This window comes from Streptomyces sp. NPDC050856 (assembly GCF_040653855.1).
GTDB lineage: Bacteria > Actinomycetota > Actinomycetes > Streptomycetales > Streptomycetaceae > Streptomyces.
Genome location: NZ_JBFAGV010000010.1, coordinates 75,698 through 90,992 on the forward strand (window position 1 = coordinate 75,698; position 15,295 = coordinate 90,992).

Sequence of the window (15,295 nt, forward strand, 5' to 3'; positions counted from 1 at the left end):
CTATGTGCCCATACGGCACTGTTGCCAACGGGCGAGCGCTCAGGCACGGTGACGGGAAGGAGCACAACGCGCGAAGCGTCCGGAGGCGCCGATGTCCCAAGTCTTCTCCGAAGAGACCCATCGAAATCTGCTCTCCCGCATCCCTCACTGCACCGGTCGTGAAGTGTCCGACTGGCTCCGCGCCGTTGAGGAAGGGCCCTCCCTCGTCCGCTTCGAGGAGAAGGTGAGCTGGCTCCGGAGCGAACACAACCTCGCGTACGGGCACGCCAAGGCGATCATCCACGAGTACGACCTGAGGCGGGCCGCCCGCAAGCTGCTCTAGGAGGCCTCGGCCAACGGGGAAGGGCCCCGTCCGGCGGCTGCCGGACGAGGCCCTTCCTGGTGCGCGCCCACCTGTGTTCCAGGTGCTCACGGCGACGGGACGGCCGTCAGTCGTCGCCCTGCAGGATGGAGACCAGGCGCAGGAACTCCATGTAGATCCACACCAGCGTCATGGTGAGGCCGAAGGCCGCCAGCCACGACTCCTCGCGCGGCGCGCCGTACGTGACACCGTCCTCGACCTGCTTGAAGTCCAGGGCCAGGAAGCACGCGCCGAGGATGATGCCGATGACACCGAACATGATGCCGAGGCCACCGCTGCGGAAGCCCAGACCGTCACCGCCGCCGAACACGGCGAACAGCGCGTTGACCGCCATCAGCAGCACGAAGCCGATCGCGGCCGCCATCACGAAGCCGTAGAAGCGGCGGTTGACGCGGATCCAGCGCATCTTGTACGCGATGAGCACACCGGCGAAGACCGCCATCGTGCCGAGTACCGCCTGCGGGACCGCGCCCGCCGTGACGTACGTCGACACGGCGCTGGAGATCACGCCCAGGAAGACGCCCTCGAAGGCGGCGTACGCCAGGATCAGCGCGGGCGACGCCTTGCGCTTGAAGGACTGGACGATCGCGCAGACGAAGGCCACGAGGCCCGCGCCGATCGCGATGCCGTACGACTTGCCGAGGTTCGCCGGGTCGACCGGCAGCAGGAACCAGGCGAGGGTCGCGGTGACGAAGACCGTGCCGAGCGTGATGGCGGTGCGGGCCACCACGTCGTCGATGGTCATGGCCGCCGGACGGGCCTGCGCCGGGGCACCCAGCTGGGTGTCCTGCTGCGGGGCGTACGGGTTGGTGGCGTACGGGTTCGTCGCGTACGGGTTGGTTCCAGCGACGGGGCCCCCGGCCTGCGGCTGCTGCGCGTTGAAGCCCGCGTAGCCGTTGTCGCGGCTGAACCCCCGTCGCGAGAAGACCGGGTTGCTGCTCCTCATCTCACTCCTCCATGGCCGCCGTGCGCGGCCTTGAGACAAGAGTAATGGGCTAGCAAAAGAAACACCCTAGTGCCAGGGGAGGATCTTTCCCCCGGCGTGCGCCGGGGCGCACCCCCGGGGTGCGCGGCCCACCACGCGAGGGGAGCCGGGTGACACCGCCGGGGGCCGGGACGGGAGCCGACCGGACGGGAGCCGACCGGTCGGGGCCGGAGCCGCCGGGGACGGGCTTGGGACCGCTCCCGGAGGAGCGACGGCTGTGCCCGGAGCCGGACTCGAACCGGCACGGCCCGAAGGCCAGCGAGGTTTAAGCTCGCCGTGTCTGCATTCCACCATCCGGGCGTGGCACGCGGCTCCGCGTTGGCTCATGAGCCTATCCGGACGCGTCCCCCGAACAGCGGAACGATGGCGCGATCTTGTCTGATTTTATGGCCGCTTGAGGGTGTGTCAGCACCGGCGGCGGCCTCCCTGACGCACCCTCACGGGCACTGTCGACGGATCGGCATCACCCGGAGGAATGACGGAAAGTCGCCGTCCGCTCCCGGTGCGTGGCCTCCCGCGGACCACCTCCCGGCCGCTTCCGGCCCCTTCCCGGGTCCCTTCCCGACCGCTCGGCGACCGCTCGGCGAACCACCTGGCCGAGCTCCTCCCGGCCGTCTGCGCGCCCTCGCCGCGCCGGTCCGCGGGGCCATCTCCCGGCCGCCTCCCGGACCCGCCCCGCCGGCCGCCCCGGGCGTCCCCCTCCCGGACCGGCCCTCAGGGACTCCGTCATACCTCAGGAGGAGGTACGGGTCTCCCGGTCCGACTCCAGGCTGCCTCGGGAACGGGCATGCGGACGGACGACCGGCGGCCGGGCGGCGCAGACGATGGAGTGGTCCTCGAAAGTACGTCCGCGACAGGAGTCCCCCTCGTGACCACCACCCCCACCGCTCGCCGCGCCACCGCGGTGGCCGCCCGCGCCACGGATCTGTCCAAGGTCTACGGACACGGCGAGACCCAGGTGGTCGCCCTGGACCGGGTCTCCGTGGACTTCCGGCAGGGAGAGTTCACCGCGATCATGGGCCCGTCCGGTTCGGGCAAGTCCACGCTCATGCACTGCGTGGCCGGGCTGGACAGCTTCTCCAGCGGCTCGGTGCGCATCGGTGACACCGAGCTCGGCTCGCTCAAGGACAAGCAGCTGACCCAGCTCCGCCGCGACAAGATCGGCTTCATCTTCCAGGCGTTCAACCTGCTGCCGACCCTGACCGCGGCCGAGAACATCACGCTCCCCATGGACATCGCGGGCCGCAAGCCCGACAAGGAGTGGGTCCGCTCGGTCATCGACATGATCGGTCTGTCCGGGCGGCTCGGCCACCGGCCCGCGCAGCTCTCCGGCGGCCAGCAGCAGCGCGTGGCCGTGGCCCGCGCGCTGGCCTCCCGCCCCGAGATCATCTTCGGCGACGAGCCGACCGGAAACCTCGACTCGCGCTCGGGCGCCGAGGTGCTGGGCTTCCTGCGCAACTCCGTACGGGAGCTCGGGCAGACCGTCGTCATCGTCACCCACGACCCGACGGCCGCCTCCTACGCGGACCGGGTCATCTTCCTGGCGGACGGCCGGATCGTCGACGAGATGCTCAGCCCGACGGCGGACGGCGTGCTCGACCGGATGAAGGAGTTCGACGCCAAGGGCCGCACCAGCTGACGCCGTCCGGCGCCACGCCACCGGAACCCCGCCGAAACCACTTCACTCCAGGACACACACCTCATGTTCCGTACCGCCTTGCGCAATGTGCTCGCGCACAAGGCCAGGCTGCTGATGACCGTGCTCGCCGTCATGCTCGGCGTCGCCTTCGTCTCCGGCACCCTGGTCTTCACCGACACCCTCTCCCAGGCCTTCCGCAACCAGTCCGCCAAGGGCTACGACAAGGTCGCCGTCGCCATCACCTCCTACGGTCCCGCCAAGCCCGAGGCCGGTGAGGGCAAGCAGGACCCGGGCATACCGGCGGCCACCGTCGAGAAGATCCGGCGGATCGACGGTGTCGCGTCCGCCGCCGGCCGCGTCGAGGGCTTCGCCGGGGTCGCCGACCCGCACGGCAAGCTGATCGGCAACGGCTGGTCCAACAAGGGCTCCAACTTCGCCCCCGGCAAGGACGGCCAGGACACGCGCTACCGGTTCACCGACGGCTCGGGGCCGGCACGGCCGGGCGAGATCGCGCTCGACAGGGACACCGCCGCCAAGGGCGAGTACCAGGTCGGCGAGACCGTGCGGGTCGCGACGAACGGCCCGGTGAAGACGTACACCCTCTCGGGCGTGTTCACCACCGATGACGGGCAGGTCAGCGCGGGCGGCAGCCTGGTGCTGTTCGACACCTCCGTGGCCCAGAGGCTCTACCTGGAACCCGGCTTCTTCCAGAACGTCACCGTCACCGCCCTCCCCGGGGCCTCCGACGGGAAGATCCTCGACCGGATCGAGCCGCTGCTGCCCAAGGACGCCGAGGCCAAGACCGGCGCGGCCCTCGCCGCCGAGGAGGCCGACATGATCGAGCGGGAGCTGAGCGGCCTCAACCAGATGCTCCTCTACTTCGCGGGCATCGCGCTGTTCGTCGGTGTCTTCCTGATCTCCAACACCTTCACCATGCTGGTCGCCCAGCGCACCAAGGAACTGGCGCTGATGCGCGCGGTCGGCGCCTCCCGCCGGCAGATCACCCGCTCGGTGCTCAGCGAGGCCCTGGTGGTCGGCGCCCTCGCCTCCGCCGTCGGACTGGCCATCGGCATGGCCCTGGCGATCGGCCTGCGCTCGGGAATGAACGCCTTCGACCTGAAGATCCCGGACGGCCCGCTGGTCGTCTCGCCGACGGCGATCCTCTCGGGGCTGGGCGTCGGCGTCTTCGTCACCGTGCTCGCCGCCTACCTGCCGGCCCGCCGCGCCGCGAAGATCCCGCCGGTCGCCGCCATGAACAGCGTCCACGCGGCCCCCACCGGCAAGTCGCTGGTGGTCCGCAACTCCATCGGCGGCTCCCTCACCGCCCTCGGCGCGGGTCTGATCCTCTGGGGCGCCGCGATCGGCAAGGAGGGCAAGGAGATCATCGCGGGTGGCGCGTTCCTCGCGCTGATCGGCCTGATCGTCCTGATCCCGATGCTGGCCCGCCCGGTCATCGCGCTCATCCGGCCGCTGCTGGTCCGGGTCTTCGGGGTGGCCGGCAAGCTCGCCGGGCAGAACGCGGTGCGCAACCCGCGCCGCACCGGCGCCACCGCCTCCGCGCTCGCCATCGGCCTGACCCTGGTCACCGGCCTGTCCGTGATGGGCATCTCGGTCGGCCAGGCCCTGGACCGGACGACCACGGACAACGTCAGGGCCGACTACATGGTCCAGATGGCCGGCGAGGGCATGAACCTGGACCGGTCCGCGCTCGCCGCGGTGCGCCAGGCCAAGGGCGTGAGCGCCGCCTCGCCGAAGCAGTACTCGTACTTCGAGCTGGGCGGGGCCAGCCCGTCGGTCTCCGGGGTCGTCCCCGGAGACATCGAGCAGGTCATGCACATCAAGGTCACCGACGGCACGCTGGCCACCCTGGGTGAGGGCCGGATCGCGGTCGACCGGGAGATGGCCGCGAAGAAGGGCTGGAAGACCGGCGACACGCTGCCGGTGAAGTTCGAGGACGGCAAGTCCGGGAAGCTCGCCATCGGCGCCCTGTACGAGAAGAACGACCTGCTCGACGACGTCCTGGCCCCGCTCTCGGTGCTCCAGCCGCACGAGACCAAGCCGTACATGCCGCAGATCTTCGTGAAGATGCGGGGCGGTGAGAGCCCGGCCAACGAGCAGGCGCTGGTGGACGCCCTGGGTCAGAACCCGGCGATCAAGGTCATGGACAAGCAGGACATCCGTGACGAGTTCGGCGGAATGATCAACATGATGCTGAACATCATGTACGGCCTGCTGGCGATGGCGCTGATCATCGCGGTGCTGGGAGTGGTGAACACCCTCGCCATGTCGGTGTTCGAGCGGCAGCAGGAGATCGGCATGCTGCGGGCCATCGGCCTGGACCGCCGCCGGGTGAAGCGGATGGTGCGGCTGGAAGCGGTGGTCATCTCGGTCTTCGGCGCCCTGGTGGGCGTGGCCATGGGTACCTTCCTCGGCTGGGCCATCGGCCACACCCTGAAGGACTCCGTCCCCGGGTACGCGACGGTCGTCCCGTGGGACCGGGTCGGCGTCTTCCTGGTGCTGGCCGGACTGGTGGGCGTGCTGGCCTCGATGTGGCCGGCGCGCAGCGCGGCGAGGCTGAACATGCTGAACGCCATCAAGGCCGAGTAGCGAAGGCCCGCCGTACGGCGAAGGGCCGGGCCCTCCCCTCGGGGACGGCCCGGCCCTTTCGTGCCGCTGGGTACGGTCAGCCGCCCGCGCAGTAGCTCATCAGCTTCACGTGGTTGGCCTTGTACTGCTCGTAGAGGGCCGCGTTGTCGATCTTCAGCAGGGTCTCGTCGTTCTGCCGGAGGGCCTGCCAGGAGTAGTTGTGGCTGCCCGTCCAGACGATCCTCTTGCCGGCGACCCCGTCGTACGTGCCGTTGACCAGCAGGTACTTGGAGTGCAGACCGATGTTCCCGGTGCGCCCGGCGGGCGGGGCCTCCCAGCACTCCACGCGCTGGGTCAGCTTGCCGTAGAGGATGTCCTCGACGGTCCGGCCCATCGACGGCTTGCCCTCGCCGCCGCCGTTCGGGTCCGCGTCGGCGGCCAGGATGACGGAGCAGCCCGCCTTGGCCATGTCGGCCATCTTGGTGGCGATGTGGTCGCGGTAGAACAGGTTGGCCGCCATCCGCACCTCGGAGCCGGCCGCGCAGTCCACCTTGTCCAGGATCAGCTTGACCGTGTCGGTGGACGGGTCGGTCTTGTAGGTGGTGCCGGCCGACTCCTTGCGCGGGAAGAAGTACGCCTTGTACGCCGGGTCGGTCGCGCTGGTGGGCGTCTTGTAGTAGTGGGCCAGGCCGGGTCCGGCGGCGTGGGTCACGTGGTCGGCGAAGTAGGCCAGGTAGTTGTCGTAGAGGCCCTTGTCGACGATGGTCACCGCGTTGTTGAAGAGGCGCTCGCGCTGGAGGGTCGACAGGTTGGCCGAGGTCTGCACCACCACGTTGTCCGCTCCTCCGGTGCGGGAGAAGAGGAAGAACTTGTTGTGGTTGATCGCCGGGTCCGGTTCGGTGGCGGTGCCGAGGACACGGGTGCCCACACAGCCCCGGTCCTGCCCGCAGTCCAGGGCCCAGGACGGCTGGGTGCGGTCGGTGCCGAGCCCGGCGGCCAGGTTCTCGTACTCCCCGCCCTTGGTCACCGTCTCGGACGACTTGTGGTCGACGATCACCTTGACGGCCACGCCGCGCCCCTTGGCCGCGATGAGGGCCTGGCGCACCGGGTCGTCGGTGAAGGTGTACATGGAGACGCTGATCGAGCTGCCGGCGGGGGCGCCGTCGATCAGCGAGACGAGGTGGTCGCGGACCCGGTCCTGGTCGGCGACGGTGCTGGACGGGTCGTTGAACACGGTGCCGGTGGTCACGGTGGCGGCGGTGGCCGGGGCGGGGACGGCGAAGACGGACATGAGGGCGACGGCCAGGCCCAGGAACAGGGTTCTGCGGTGGCGGTGCACACCGGCCTCCGATGCGGGAGCGATAGCGGGAGCATGACAATTCGGGCAGTACGGCCGCGCGTGACGCGCGACGGCGGAACCGCCGGGGATCAGCTCCCCGGCGGCTCCGCCGAGCCGGGCCCGGAGGTGAACATAACAGCCCGTCAGCAGGTCAGCGCGCGCCGGTCTCCCGCCACTCACGGGTCCGCAGCGCCGTCCCCGAGGCACCGCTCGCCGGAGTCCGCACGGCGAGGACCTGGTTGACGCCGATCCTGTTGCGTTCGAAGGAGACCGCGGAAGCGGCCATGTACAACCGCCACACCCGGGCCCGGCCCGGGGAGGTCAGGCGCTTGGCCTCGGCCCAGTTGGCCTCCAGGTTGGCCACCCAGCGGCGCAGGGTGAGGGCGTAGTGCTCGCGGATGGCCTCGACGTCCCGCACCTCGAAGCCGGCCTCCTCCAGGGTGGCGACCGTGCGGCCGATCGGCGCCAGCTCGCCGTCGGGGAAGACGTAGCGGTCGATGAAGTCGTCCACCCGGTAGGCGTCCTCGTCCGGCTCGGGGCGCCGGGCGATCTGGTGATTGAGGAGCCGACCGCCGGGCTTGAGCAGGGCGTACAGGTCGTCCGCGTACTCCCGGTACCGCACCCGGCCGACGTGCTCGGCCATCCCGATGGACGAGATGGCGTCGTAGGGCCCGTCCCTGACGTCCCGGTAGTCCTGGACGCGGATCTCGATCCGGTCGGTCAGGCCCTCGTCGGCGATGCGCTTGCGGGCGTAGGCGGCCTGCTCGGTGCTGAGGGTGACGCCCACGACCCGGGCACCGTACTCACGGGCGGCGTGGATGGCCATGGAACCCCAGCCGCAGCCGACGTCCAGCAGCCGGTCGCCCTCCTTCAGCGCGAGCTTGCGGCAGATCAGGTCCAGTTTGTCGGCCTGGGCCTGTTCGAGGGTGCCGTCCTCGGTCCAGTAGGCGCACGAGTAGACCATCGAGGGCCCCAGGACCAGCTCGTAGAAGTCGTTGCCGACGTCGTAGTGGTGGCTGATCGCGTCCTTGTCACGCCGCTTGGTGTGCAGCGGGCCGGTACGGCGTCTGACCTCCTCGGCGGGCGCCGGGGGCGGCGGCCACGGCCCGGCGATCCTGACCAGTTCCCGGGCGGCGGCGCGCAGGGCCGGGTCGCGGAGCGGGTGCACGGCGTCCTTGGCGTCGCCGCCGCGTGCCCAGATGAAGGTGGCGAGCCGGTCGAGGGCCTCGTACAGGTCCCCCTCCACATCGAGCTCCCCGGCCACCCAGGCCCGGGCGAGGCCCAGCTCACCCGGCTTCCACAGCATCCGCCGCAGGGCCCGCCGGTGCCGCAGCACCAGCACCGGCGCGCCGGGCGGTCCGGCCTCACTGCCGTCCCAGGCGCGGATCCTGACCGGTAGCGGGACGCCCAGCAGATCCTCGGCGATCGTGGTGAGCCGCGACGCGGCGTCGGCCATGGTGCACACCTCCGTGAGGGTGAATCCCCAGAAATGTTCGACACCACGTAAACAGCGCCGACCACCCCTTGGAGTCCCGGAACTACGCAACGTCCCGGCAAAATCCCCGCCGGGCGCCCCCGGGAAACACCGAGGGGCCGCCCGCACCACGGATGGCGGGCGGCCCCTCGGCCGGGCGAACGGGGTGGGGCGTCAGGAGGCCTTGGCCTTCTCCGGGGCGGACGCGGCGGCCGCCGGGGCCGGCTTGGCCGCCTCGTAGAACTCCTCGCGCGGCGACTCGATCGCGCCGAGCGAGACGACCTCGCGCTTGAGGAACATCGCGAGCGTCCAGTCGGCGAAGACGCGGATCTTGCGGTTCCAGGTCGGCATCGCCATGCCGTGGTAGCCACGGTGCATGTACCAGGCGAGACGGCCCTTGAGCTTGATCTTCACCTTGCCCATGACGATCATCGCGACGCCCTTGTGCAGGCCGAGCCCGGCGACCGCACCCTTGTTGGCGTGGCTGTACTCCTTCTGCGGGAAGCCCCGCATACCGGAGATCACGTTGTCACCGAGGACCTTCGCCTGGCGCAGCGCGTGCTGGGCGTTCGGCGGGCACCAGGCGTTCTCGTTGCCGGCCTTGCGGGCGGCCAGGTCGGGGACCTGGGCGTTGTCGCCGGCGGCCCAGATGTAGTCGGTGCCCTGCACCTGGAGCGTGGCGGCGGTGTCGACGTGGCCGCGCGGGCCGAGCGGGAGGCCGAAGCGGGCCAGCACCGGGTTGGGCTTGACGCCGGCGGTCCACACGATGGTGTTCGAGTCGACCTCCAGGCCGTTCTTGAGCACCACGTGGCCGTCGACGCAGGAGTCCATCGACGTCGAGAGGTAGACCTCGACCCCGCGGCCCTCCAGGTGCTCCTTGCCGTACGTGCCGAGCTTCGGCCCGACCTCGGGAAGGATCTTGTCGGCGGCGTCGACCAGGATGAAGCGCATGTCCTCGCGCTTCACGTTCTTGTAGTACTTCGCGGCGTCGCGCGCCAGGTCCTCGACCTCGCCGATGGTCTCCGCGCCGGCGAAGCCGCCGCCCACGAAGACGAAGGTCAGCGCCTTGCGGCGGACCTCCTCGTCGGTCGTCGAGTCGGCCTTGTCGAGCTGCTCGAGGACGTGGTTGCGCAGGCCGATGGCCTCCTCGATGCCCTTCATGCCGATGCCCTGCTCGGCGAGGCCGGGGATCGGGAAGGTGCGGGAGACCGCGCCCATGGCGATGACCAGATAGTCGAAGGGCAGCTCGTAGGCCTCGCCGACCAGCGGCGCGACCGTGGCGACCTTGCGGTCCTGGTCGATGGTGGTGACCCGGCCGGTGAGTACCTCGGCCTTGGGCAGCACGCGTCGCAGCGGGACGACGACGTGCCGGGGCGAGATGCTGCCGGCGGCGGCTTCGGGGAGGAAGGGCTGGTACGTCATGTACGAGCGCGGGTCGACGACCGTGACGGTCGCCTCGCCGTAGCGCATCTTCTTCAGAATGCGACGAGCTGCGTACAGGCCTACGTACCCACCGCCTACTACGAGGATCCTGGGACGCTCCGTGGTGCTCATGCCATCGAGTATCCACCCCCGTCCGGGGGACTGCTCGTGCGCCCCTTCACAAGCATTCCGGACACCTCTGCTACACTCCGCCGCCCACGTGATCGAGGTCATGGCGCCACGAGGGAACCCGGGAAGGGTGCGGGACGTTGTTCACCCCTTGTGAACTGGGCGAGCGAGGTATTCGTCATCATGGACCACCCACCCCGTTCGCGCCGATGAAACATGGCTCAGGTTCCCGCTCCGACCTTCGAAAGGGCGCCGGGAGGGGTCGAGAAGGCGCCAAAGCCCCTCTACGGGCCTCGCCTGAAGCCTTTTCCTTGTGAAGAACTTCACGAACTTTCCGGCCGGGCGCGGACCGGAGAGGGATCAGGCGGTTCCGGCCACCCGGATCCGCGGTCGCGCGGCAGCGGGGAGAACCCGGTGCCCGGCGGCCCGGAGGCCCCGGACCGGCCATCGACGCGGGGCCGCCGCTCCACTCGTCGCGTGTGCCCGGCGGGCGCACTGCCGCGGCCCGTGGTGCCCCGCCAGGCACCGCCGCCGCCATACCGGCGGGCGGATCCGGACGCCCGCCGGTGTCGAGTGGGCGCCACCGACCAGCGGCGGCGGGTGCCGGCCCTCAGCGCGGGTCGGACACCAGGGACCAGGCGATCCCGTCGAGGATGTCGTGCTCGCTGACGACCACTTCCCGCGCCCCGATCCGGTCCATGATCTCCAGCAGGATCAGCGCTCCCGCGCCGATGACGTCGACCCGGCCGGGGTGCATCACCGGGATCGCGGACCGCTCGTCGTGGCCCGCGGTGAGCAACCGGCGGACGACGGAGGCGACCTGGTCGTAGGGGATGCGGGAGCGGTGGATCGCCGCGGAGTCGTACTCCGGCAGCCCCAGCGCGATCGCGGCGACCGTGGTCACCGAGCCGGCCAGGCCCACCAGCGTGCGGGCGTCGCGCAGCGGAACAGTCCGCTCGGCGAGGTCCAGCGCGGCGGTGATGTCCGCGCGGATCGCCTCGACCTCCCGCGGCGTGGGCGGGTCGTGGCGCACATGACGTTCGGTCAGCCGTACGCAGCCGATGTCGACGGACCGGGCGGCCCGTACGCGCGTGTCGCCGACCACGAACTCCGTGGAGCCGCCGCCGATGTCCACCACCAGGTACCGGTCGGTGCCGGTGAGTTCCCGGGTGGCCCCGGTGAAGGAGAACTCCGCCTCCTGGTCACCGGTGATCACCTCGGGCTCGACGCCCAGGATGTCCAGCACGCCCCGGACGAAGTCGTCGCGGTTCTCGGCGTCCCGCGAGGCGGAGGTGGCCACGAACCGGACCTTCTCGACGCCGTACTCCTCGATGACGGCGGCGTACTCGCGGCAGGCCGCGAACGTCCGCTCCAGCGCCTCGGGCGCCAGCCGTCCGGTCCGGTCCACGTCCTGGCCGAGCCGGACGATGGTCATCCGCCGGTCCAGGTCGGTCAGTTCGCCGCCGGCCGGGTCGGCGTCGGCGACCAGCAGGCGGATGGAGTTCGTACCGCAGTCGATGGCGGCGACCCGGGTCACTGTCCGTTCTCCCCGGGGGCGCGGGGCGACACGCACGGGCCCTTGGCCCACCACTGGGGCAGCATGGCGATCGCCTCGTCGCCCAGCGGGTTGACTCCCGGGCCGGCGACCAGCGAGTGCGCGACCAGGACGTGCAGGCACTTCACCCGGTCGGGCATGCCGCCGGCGCTGGGGAAGCCCGCCAGCACCTCGATGGCGTCGCGGCGCGCGATGTAGTCCTCGTGGGCGGCCCGGTAGGCGGCGGCCAGCTCGGGGTCGGTCTGGAGCCGCTCGGTCATCTCCTTCATGACGCCGTTCGCCTCCAGCGTCCCGATCGCGGAGTTCGCGCGCGGGCAGGTGAGGTAGTAGGTCGTCGGGAACGGTGTGCCGTCCGGGAGCCGGGGCGCGGTCTCGACCACGTCCGGGTTGCCGCACGGGCAGCGGTGCGCGATGGCGCGCAGGCCCCGCGGCGGGCGGCCGAGCTGTTCCTCGAAGGCCGCGATGTCGGCCTCGGTCGGCTCGGTGCGTTCGGTCTGCGGAGGGGGCGTGTCCATGCCTGCCTTGGTTCGGTCTTGGTGGGGCTATTTGTCCTGGCGGTCGGCGCTGTCCACGCCGTCCCACAGATTGGAGTACCACGGGCGGTCGGCCGCGCCCTGGTCGGTGCGGCGCCGTTCGACCGCGTCGGGGTCGATGACGGTGTAGCCGGTCTCCCCCGGGAGCACGTAGTGCAGGTGCTCCCGGGCCAGCCGCCTGACGTACGCGTCGTCCTGGAGCCTGGCCTTCTCGTCGCGCAACCGCTCCACCCGCTGGGCCGCCTCGGCGGCCAGCCGTTCCTGCTCGGCGATCTCGGCGCGCTGGGAGACGTACTGGCGCATGGGGTAGGCGAGCGCCACCACCAGCGAGCAGACCACCAGCGCGAGGAAGGCCGCGCGGCCGGTGAGCCGGGAGCGGCGGGCCTGGCGGCGGGTCTGGGAACGGTAGACGCGGGCGGCGGTCTGCTCACCGAGCAGCCGCAGCCTGGTCGCGGTGGAGAACCGGTCCCGGGCCATCGCTTGCCCCTCCCCTGTCACGTACGTACGACGTCCCCGGACACGGTACGGGACCGTGGCCGGGGACGTACGTCACCGAGGGGGTGTCAGTCCGCTCCGGTCAGCCTTCGAACCGGAAGCGCGGGAAGGCGCTGCGGCCGGCGTACACCGCGGCGTCGTCGAGGATCTCCTCGATGCGCAGCAGCTGGTTGTACTTGGCGACGCGCTCGGAGCGGGCCGGGGCGCCGGTCTTGATCTGGCCGCAGTTGGTGGCGACGGCCAGGTCGGCGATGGTGACGTCCTCGGTCTCGCCGGAGCGGTGGGACATCATGCACTTGAAGCCGTTGCGCTGGGCCATCTCGACGGCGTCCAGCGTCTCGGTCAGCGAACCGATCTGGTTGACCTTCACCAGCAGGGCGTTGGCGGCGCCCTCCTCGATGCCCCGGGCCAGGCGCTCGGGGTTGGTGACGAACAGGTCGTCACCGACGAGCTGGACCTTGGCACCGAGCTTCTCGGTGATGATCTTCCAGCCCTCCCAGTCGTCCTCGAACAGCGGGTCCTCGATGGAGACCAGCGGGTAGGAGGCGACGAGCTCCTCGTAGTACTCGGTCATCTCGGCGGCCGAGCGGGACTTGCCCTCGAACTCGTACGAGCCGTCCTTGTAGAACTCGGACGCGGCGACGTCGAGCGCCAGCGCGATGTCCTTGCCCGGAACGTAGCCGGCCTGCTTGACGGCCTCCAGGATGAGGTCGAGCGCGGCGCGGTTGGACTCCAGGTTCGGGGCGAAGCCGCCCTCGTCGCCCAGACCCGTGGACAGGCCCTTGTCCTTGAGGACCTTCTTCAGGGTGTGGTAGACCTCGGCGCCCCAGCGCAGGGCCTCGGAGAAGGACTCCGCGCCGATGGGGGCGATCATGAATTCCTGGATGTCCACGTTGGAGTCGGCGTGCGACCCACCGTTGAGGATGTTCATCATCGGCACCGGGAGCAGGTGCGCGTTGGGGCCGCCCAGGTAGCGGAAGAGCGGCAGGTCGGACGCCTCGGAGGCGGCGTGCGCGACGGCGAGGGAGACGCCGAGGATGGCGTTGGCGCCGAGCGACGACTTGTCCGGGGTGGCGTCCAGGTCGAACATCGCCTGGTCGATCAGCCGCTGCTCGGTGGCGTCGTAGCCGACGAGCTCCGGGCCGATCTGCTCGATGACGGCGAGGACGGCCTTCTCGACACCCTTGCCGAGGTAGCGGTTCTGGTCACCGTCGCGGAGCTCGAGGGCCTCGAACGCACCGGTGGACGCACCGGACGGGACGGCAGCACGGCCGGTGCTGCCGTCGTCGAGGCCGACCTCGACCTCGACCGTGGGATTGCCTCGGGAGTCCAGGATTTCCCGGGCTACGACGACGTCGATGGACGGCACGAGCATCTCCTTCTGGGATGTGACGCTGGGAGTGCAGGTCTCTTTGGCCTTGCGGCAAGAGCCTAACCGGCGCGGGGAGCGTGACCAGCCGACGCCCGCCCCCTGGGACGAAAAAGGACCCAGGAGCGAGCGATACGGGGCAAACAGCCGCAATGCCTGGCGGTAACCGTCGGGCCCGACAGCGGCGGCCCGGTGCGCTCCCGGGAGGCGGCCGCGGTGAGCGGGCGAGCCACAAGGCGGGCCGTGGGGCGGGCCACGGGCGGCCACGGGCAGGTCCCGGGTGCCGGCCGGCAGGCGCGCGGAGCGGGCCCGGCACGGGAAGGCCCCGGCCCGGCGCGTACGGGGGAAGAGCGCGCCGGGCCGGGGCCGGCCTGGTACCGGCGGGTCAGCTCAGGTGGAGCTGCTGGCCGGGGAAGATCAGGTCGGCGTTGTCGACGATGTCCTTGTTCAGCTCGAAGAGCTTCTTCCAGCCGCCCTCGACGTTCTTCGCCGTGGCGATCGTGCTGAGGGTGTCGCCGGCCTTGACCTTGTACTCGCCGTCGCCCTTCTTGACCGTCTGACCGGTCGGGGTGGTGACGGTCTGCTTCGACGCGGCCTTCGGCGCCTCGGTCTTCGGCGCCGTGCGCTGCTCGCTGCGCGTGGTGGGCTGCTCGGCCTTGCGCTCCTGCTGCGGGGCGCTCTGCTCCGCCGGGGCGCTCTGCTGGGTGGTGCCGGAGTCGGCGCTGCCGGAGTCGTACGAGGCGCCGGACAGGTTCACGCCGCAGTGCGGCCAGGCGCCCTTGCCCTGGCTCGCCAGGACCTTCTCGGCGACCTGGATCTGCTGCGACTTGGAGGCCTGGTCGGCGGTGGAGGCGTACGCGCTGCCGCCGTACGCGGCCCAGGTGGAGGCCGAGAACTGCAGACCGCCGTAGTAGCCGTTGCCGGTGTTGATGGACCAGTTGCCACCGGACTCGCACTGGGCGACCTGGTCCCACTCGGCGGCGGTCGCGGCCGAGGCGGACGTGGCGCCCATCAGCGGGGCGGCGACGGCGGCACCGGTGATACCGGCGAACGCGGCGAATCGGACAGCCTTGGACGGGCGACGGTGCTTGCCCTTGCTGGAAAGCAGCATGGAACTTCTCCTCACCGACGCCTACGAGGTGAGCTGTCGGGTTCGGGCGAGTGAGTTGGCCCGGCCGCGCGACTGGCGCGCGGCTTCACCCCAAGCCGGCTGACCATCTCTCAATGGCCGGACCGGCGCTTACCTTGGGTCCCCCGCTCCTGCCTACGGCGCATGACGCGACGACTGTTCCCGTCGACCGGCGGCAGGATTCGGCGTTCCGGTCGAGGGTGCCCGCGGTGGCGAGCGGTTACGACCGTAAACACAGACCTTGCCGAAGTTCAAAGAAGGACATCGGGGTCAATTCAC

At 70.7% G+C, this 15,295-nt stretch carries 12 protein-coding genes, 1 tRNA gene and 1 riboswitch; of the genes, 3 read left to right on the top strand and 10 right to left on the bottom strand.

Features of this window, described 5'->3' with window-relative positions; translation table 11 throughout:
• Window positions 1-91 precede the first annotated feature (91 nt).
• Window positions 92-322, top strand: a complete 231-nt coding sequence (locus AB0H53_RS12175) for a DUF4287 domain-containing protein (protein ID WP_362110357.1) — start codon at window positions 92-94, stop codon at window positions 320-322.
• A 106-nt stretch (window positions 323-428) separates the two neighbouring features.
• On the opposite strand, the gene AB0H53_RS12180 is transcribed toward AB0H53_RS12175, so the two are convergent.
• Window positions 429-1,307 carry a Bax inhibitor-1/YccA family protein gene (locus AB0H53_RS12180; protein WP_362110360.1) on the bottom strand — a complete coding sequence of 293 codons (879 nt, stop codon included), beginning with the start codon at window positions 1,305-1,307 and terminating at the stop codon, window positions 429-431.
• 257 nt (window positions 1,308-1,564) lie between these two features.
• Window positions 1,565-1,646: transfer RNA gene (locus AB0H53_RS12185), tRNA-Leu, on the bottom strand.
• A gap of 568 nt (window positions 1,647-2,214) precedes the next feature.
• Between AB0H53_RS12185 and AB0H53_RS12190 the strand changes: the two genes are divergently transcribed.
• The gene (locus AB0H53_RS12190; RefSeq protein WP_362110363.1) at window positions 2,215-2,985 is read left to right on the top strand and encodes an ABC transporter ATP-binding protein; all 771 of its coding nucleotides are present in this window, start codon (window positions 2,215-2,217) and stop codon (window positions 2,983-2,985) included.
• A gap of 63 nt (window positions 2,986-3,048) precedes the next feature.
• Window positions 3,049-5,592, top strand: a complete 2,544-nt coding sequence (locus tag AB0H53_RS12195; protein ID WP_362110366.1) for an ABC transporter permease — start codon at window positions 3,049-3,051, stop codon at window positions 5,590-5,592.
• A 76-nt stretch (window positions 5,593-5,668) separates the two neighbouring features.
• On the opposite strand, the gene AB0H53_RS12200 is transcribed toward AB0H53_RS12195, so the two are convergent.
• The 8 genes from AB0H53_RS12200 to AB0H53_RS12235 form a co-directional block, all read right to left on the bottom strand.
• Window positions 5,669-6,910: a phospholipase D-like domain-containing protein gene (locus AB0H53_RS12200; protein WP_362110369.1), complete on the bottom strand. Its 1,242-nt coding sequence runs from the start codon at window positions 6,908-6,910 to the stop codon at window positions 5,669-5,671.
• Between the two features lie 151 nt (window positions 6,911-7,061).
• Window positions 7,062-8,366, bottom strand: coding sequence for a cyclopropane-fatty-acyl-phospholipid synthase family protein (locus AB0H53_RS12205; RefSeq protein ID WP_362110372.1), 1,305 nt, complete (start codon window positions 8,364-8,366; stop codon window positions 7,062-7,064).
• A 192-nt stretch (window positions 8,367-8,558) separates the two neighbouring features.
• Window positions 8,559-9,938, bottom strand: a complete 1,380-nt coding sequence (locus AB0H53_RS12210) for an NAD(P)/FAD-dependent oxidoreductase (RefSeq protein WP_362110375.1) — start codon at window positions 9,936-9,938, stop codon at window positions 8,559-8,561.
• Between the two features lie 607 nt (window positions 9,939-10,545).
• Complete coding sequence (locus AB0H53_RS12215) at window positions 10,546-11,472, bottom strand: Ppx/GppA phosphatase family protein (RefSeq protein ID WP_362110378.1); 927 nt, start codon at window positions 11,470-11,472, stop codon at window positions 10,546-10,548.
• Window positions 11,469-12,005: a DUF501 domain-containing protein gene (locus AB0H53_RS12220; protein WP_362110381.1), complete on the bottom strand. Its 537-nt coding sequence runs from the start codon at window positions 12,003-12,005 to the stop codon at window positions 11,469-11,471. The genes AB0H53_RS12215 and AB0H53_RS12220 overlap by 4 nt, the downstream gene beginning before the upstream one ends.
• A 27-nt stretch (window positions 12,006-12,032) precedes the next feature.
• Entirely contained in the window at window positions 12,033-12,500 is a 468-nt protein-coding gene (locus tag AB0H53_RS12225; RefSeq protein ID WP_362110384.1) for a septum formation initiator family protein, read from the bottom strand.
• Window positions 12,501-12,600: 100 nt separating this feature from the next.
• Window positions 12,601-13,893, bottom strand: a complete 1,293-nt coding sequence (gene eno, locus AB0H53_RS12230; protein ID WP_362110387.1) for a phosphopyruvate hydratase — start codon at window positions 13,891-13,893, stop codon at window positions 12,601-12,603.
• Window positions 13,894-14,272: 379 nt separating this feature from the next.
• On the bottom strand, window positions 14,273-14,998 hold the full coding sequence (locus AB0H53_RS12235) for a transglycosylase family protein (RefSeq protein ID WP_362110390.1): 726 nt from the start codon (window positions 14,996-14,998) through the stop codon (window positions 14,273-14,275).
• Window positions 14,999-15,001: 3 nt separating this feature from the next.
• A riboswitch (cyclic di-AMP (ydaO/yuaA leader) is annotated at window positions 15,002-15,169 on the bottom strand.
• Window positions 15,170-15,295 lie beyond the last annotated feature (126 nt).